Origin of the sequence: Ferroglobus sp. (assembly GCF_015521575.1) — an archaeon.
Classification (GTDB): domain Archaea; phylum Halobacteriota; class Archaeoglobi; order Archaeoglobales; family Archaeoglobaceae; genus Ferroglobus.
Window position 1 is genome coordinate 1 of the sequence record NZ_WANY01000127.1, and the last position, 4,079, is coordinate 4,079.

5 protein-coding genes are annotated in these 4,079 nt (G+C 45.4%); 2 read left to right on the forward strand and 3 right to left on the reverse strand.

Annotated features, from left to right (window positions below; all coding sequences use genetic code 11):
* The 3 genes from F7C14_RS05235 to F7C14_RS05245 form a co-directional block, all read right to left on the reverse strand.
* Positions 1-845, reverse strand: an 845-nt coding sequence (locus tag F7C14_RS05235; RefSeq protein WP_290900562.1) for a hypothetical protein, incomplete at its 3' end; no start/stop codon positions are given.
* Positions 846-985: 140 nt separating this feature from the next.
* A complete protein-coding gene (rtcA, locus tag F7C14_RS05240; RefSeq protein WP_290900564.1) occupies positions 986-1,993 on the reverse strand; it encodes an RNA 3'-terminal phosphate cyclase in 1,008 nt (335 codons plus the stop codon).
* 21 nt (positions 1,994-2,014) lie between these two features.
* Entirely contained in the window at positions 2,015-2,179 is a 165-nt protein-coding gene (locus F7C14_RS05245) for a hypothetical protein (RefSeq protein WP_290900566.1), read from the reverse strand.
* A 79-nt stretch (positions 2,180-2,258) separates the two neighbouring features.
* Here F7C14_RS05245 and F7C14_RS05250 point away from each other — a divergent pair, with 79 nt between their 5' ends.
* Both F7C14_RS05250 and F7C14_RS05255 read left to right on the forward strand, forming a co-directional pair.
* The gene (locus F7C14_RS05250; RefSeq protein ID WP_290900568.1) at positions 2,259-3,356 is read left to right on the forward strand and encodes a DUF362 domain-containing protein; all 1,098 of its coding nucleotides are present in this window, start codon (positions 2,259-2,261) and stop codon (positions 3,354-3,356) included.
* A gap of 22 nt (positions 3,357-3,378) precedes the next feature.
* On the forward strand, positions 3,379-4,079 hold a 701-nt coding region (locus F7C14_RS05255), incomplete at its 3' end, for a class I tRNA ligase family protein (RefSeq protein ID WP_290900570.1).

The window sequence follows — 4,079 nt, forward strand, 5'->3', positions numbered from 1 at the left end:
CCACCGTTCCACTTGGTTTCGCTGCAAGCAGCGTAAGTCATAGGACCTCTGCATCCGAGTTTGAACAGGCAGGTTTCGTATTTCATATCGCTTTCCTTGAAGCTCTTAGCAAACCACCCTTCATCGTAAAATCCTCTTCTTGCGCAGTTGTCGTGGATTAGCTGAGAGAAGAACCACTTCGGTCTCCAGTAGTCATCCAACTCCACGTTAATTCCGAGTAAAACTGCTGCCAAGGTAACAAGGAGCCAGTCGGGATGCCCCGGGCATCCGGGGAGAAGTACTACTGGCACCGCTGGCTTTTTATTCCTCAAAAACTGATAGAGTCCAACTGCATTCGTCGGACTCTTTCCTTCGAAATCCTTAGCCGCAGGAATTCCTCCGTAAGTTGCGCAGCTACCAAATCCGACTACGGCAACTTTCGTTCTCGGGATTAGCTCGTTTAACCACTCAACAAGAGTTACCGGTTTTCCGTTTCTTTCACCAAATGTACAGGCAACTTCCATTTCTCCAGTTGGAATACTTCCCTCCAAAACGAGAACATCGGGATCTATCTCCTCAAGAACTTTTATAGCCTTCTCTCCAAAATCCGGCATTACCGTTGGGTGGAAGTAAATTCCAACCTTTAACTCTTCAACAGCGTCGTACAAATCCGGATCTGCCGCTTGGAGTAACGAGACCGTACAAGCTGAGTCGCTCTGCCCTTGAAGCCAGACGAGCTTTACGTCGTTACTTTTAGCTTCCTCAAAAGCTTCAACGATAAAGTTCTTGTACTTCGAGAGAAAAGCGGTAGCTCCAAGAGTCGTTAGAGCTTTCACAAAGCTCCTTCTGCCAAGCCTCACGCACATCACCCACTAAAATACTTTACCCCTAAATTCTTCGATAGGTTGTTTTTGATTAAAGATGACAAATTTAAAACTTTTCGAACTTTCAAAATATACTTTAAAGGTTAAATTTATAATGAATGTTAAAAATAATAAACCCAGATTCAAAAGAGGATGCTGTTTCCGTAAATCCTTACAGAGTTCTCTTTAAATTCTATACACTCTCCAAAAAACTTTTCTATAACGTATTTGTTGCTAACAGCATGCATGGTTATCTGAGAGGTCGTGTAAAAGGTCTCTCCCTTCGCCACGGCAGCGAAAGCCATGATTTGGTCGGCTAAATGCTTATCGAAAGCGAAGTTCGTCGATAACTCGCTCAAAATTTCTCTTGCAGCTTCTTCACCAACAATTTCCGCCCTCTTACCCTTCTCTCCAAGAGAAGATCCGCCTTTGTATCCGCACCACAGAGTGATTCCGCTTCCGGTCGAAAACTCCCTCCTAACCTCAATTTTTATATCCGCATCAAATCCCGCTTCTTTCAAGACCCTTTTAGCTGCTTCAGCCTGTCTCCTTGGCACATGTTCGGGCAAATTTGAAGCGTGAGAGATTCCGAAAATTCTATCGCAATCTTTCCTTTCAAAACTTTTTCCGAGGAGTTTCGACGGAACTATTTCTACCCTAACCTCCCCTCCACCCTTCGGATAGTACCCTCGCTTGATCAGCTTAAACTCCGCCTCTACGCCAAGCTCCCTGAGAGCTGGAAGGGTGACGTTCATGAAGTAATCTACCGTCGGACTCCAGTTGACGTCAGTCCCTCCTCTAATTTCCAGAGTTGTTTCTTTGTCCGCAGCCAGAGAAGGAAGAAGGACGGTCTGAAGAATTAATGTAACGCTTCCAGCCGTGCCGATGTCTATCCTAAAATTTCCTCCCTTCAAACTCTTAGGCTTGAAAACAACCCTTGTAGATCCAATTTTCAATCCTTCAACGTCTGCGTTGCTTATCCTCTTCGCTGCCTCTATTCCCTTAAGGTGCTGAGCCATCAATCCGGGTTTGGGTCTTTTGGCTCGGATGTTGTAAATCTCCACAGCCTCTCCGGTTAAGCATGAAAGGGCTATTGCAGTTCTTAAAATCTGTCCCCCTCCCTCTCCATAACTTCCGTCGATTTTGATCATGTTCGCAAGTAATCTCCGCTGCTAAAAATCTTTTAGAAATCTGAAAGGCTCGATGTCATCAGGCTTGGGGAGCTTATCTATCGGCTTCCCAAGACTAAACTTTGCTCCACAGCTCGTACATTCCGCAACCATTTCTACGGTAATTCTGAAAGTATCGTTGCCGCAAACTCTACAGAGGATGTACATCGTTCTACACTCTCCTCAAAAATAGATAAATGTTCCTCCAAAACAAACATTTTTAGGCTCAAAAATCCACTCTTAGCTTATGAGCGAAGTGTTCTTCGTTTCCGCAGAAGCACCAGTGACGGAGTTGGAAAAATGGTATCAGCCAGAACAGAGCCTCGTTTACAAACTCGATAGATTAATAGATGAAAGCGGAATCCTTGACGGAATATCTTCTGGAGACTTGGTGGCGATAAAGACCCACTTCGGAGATTTCGGCACGACGAAAACGCTTAGATCAGTTTTTCTTAGGAAGATAGCTGAGAAGGTCAAGGAGAGGGGAGGAAAACCCTTTGTAACTGAAACTACCGGCTTGGGGATGACCAAGGACAGAAGCTTCGCCACGGGAAGGCTAACGATAGCAGAAGAAAACGGCTATACCCAGCAAACTTTGGCTGCGCCGGTAATAATAGCCGACGGTCTCATCGGCTTGGATGGGGTAAGAGTTAACGTTAACGGCAAACACCTCAAGGAGGTATTCGTAGCTAAAGCCATAGCTGAAGCCGATTTCGTCGTTGTTGCTACACATTTCAAGCTCCACTTCAGAGCTGGAGTTGGAGGGAGTCTGAAAAACATCGGAGTTGGCTGCGTAACAAAAACGACCAAGTATGACATCCACGTTGCGAATCCTCCAAGGATAGACAAGGAGAAATGTGTAAAGTGCGATAAATGCTTGGAAGTTTGTCCGGTGGATGCAATAGAGAACTACGAGATAAATCTTGAGAAGTGCGTCAAATGCGCCGGTTGCGGAGAGGTTTGCGAAACAAAAGCTGTAATAATAGCCCCTTGGCTCGTTGGAGGTGACATAGCGGAGAGAATCGTCGAGGCTGCTAAAGCCGTCATAGATACCGTCGGAAAGGAGAACTTCGCTTATCTAAACTTCGTCCTCGACGTCACTCCCCACTGCGACTGTCATCCCTACAGCGGAGTTCCAGTGATCCCGGATATAGGGATTTTCGCCTCTAAAGACATAGTCTCCGTCGATAAGGCAAGTCTTGACGCTTACGAAAGCGAGAAAAACTTTGAAAAAGCTTTGTTAAAAGAAAAATACTGGGAATGGACTTCTCCAAAAAGGCTCATAAGCTACGCCGAAGAGCTTGGACTTGGAGAGAGTAAATACACTTTGAATAAACTATTTTAACCCACATATTTCTCCTTAACCTATGCAATTCACCGGCGTGTACTCTCACAGAGAAGTGGAGAAGTTCGTCAGAGAGTTCTGGGAAAAAAATAAGATTTACGAAAAAGTTAAAGAAAGGGGGGATAAGCCCTTTTTCTTTGTTGACGGTCCTCCTTATACTACCGGAAGAATTCACCTCGGTACAGCTTGGAATAAGGTGATAAAAGACACCGTTCTGCGTTATAAAAGAATGAAAGGGTTCAAAGTGACTGATCGCCCCGGATGGGACATGCACGGGTTGCCGATAGAAGTGAAGGTTGAACAAGAGCTCGGAATAAAAGAGAAGAAGGAGATCGAAGAGTTCGGAATAGACAAGTTCGTGAAAATGTGCATGGATTACGCTCTGAAGAACAAAGAGGCTATGACAGAACAATTCAAATCTCTTGGCGTGTGGATGGATTGGGAAAATCCCTACATGACGATAAAAGCGGAGTACATAAACTCGGCTTGGTGGACGGTCAAGATGGCTTACGAAAAAGGTTTGCTTGAGAAAAAGAAGATGGTCGTAAACTGGTGTCCGAGGTGCGAGACTGCTTTGGCTGATGCGGAGGTGGAGTACGCTGAAAGAGAGGATCCCTCCATATACGTCAAGTTCCCAGTAAAAGGAGAGAAAGCCACTTACATAGTAATCTGGACGACGACGCCTTGGACTCTTCCGGCAAACATGGCTGTAGCTGTTCACCC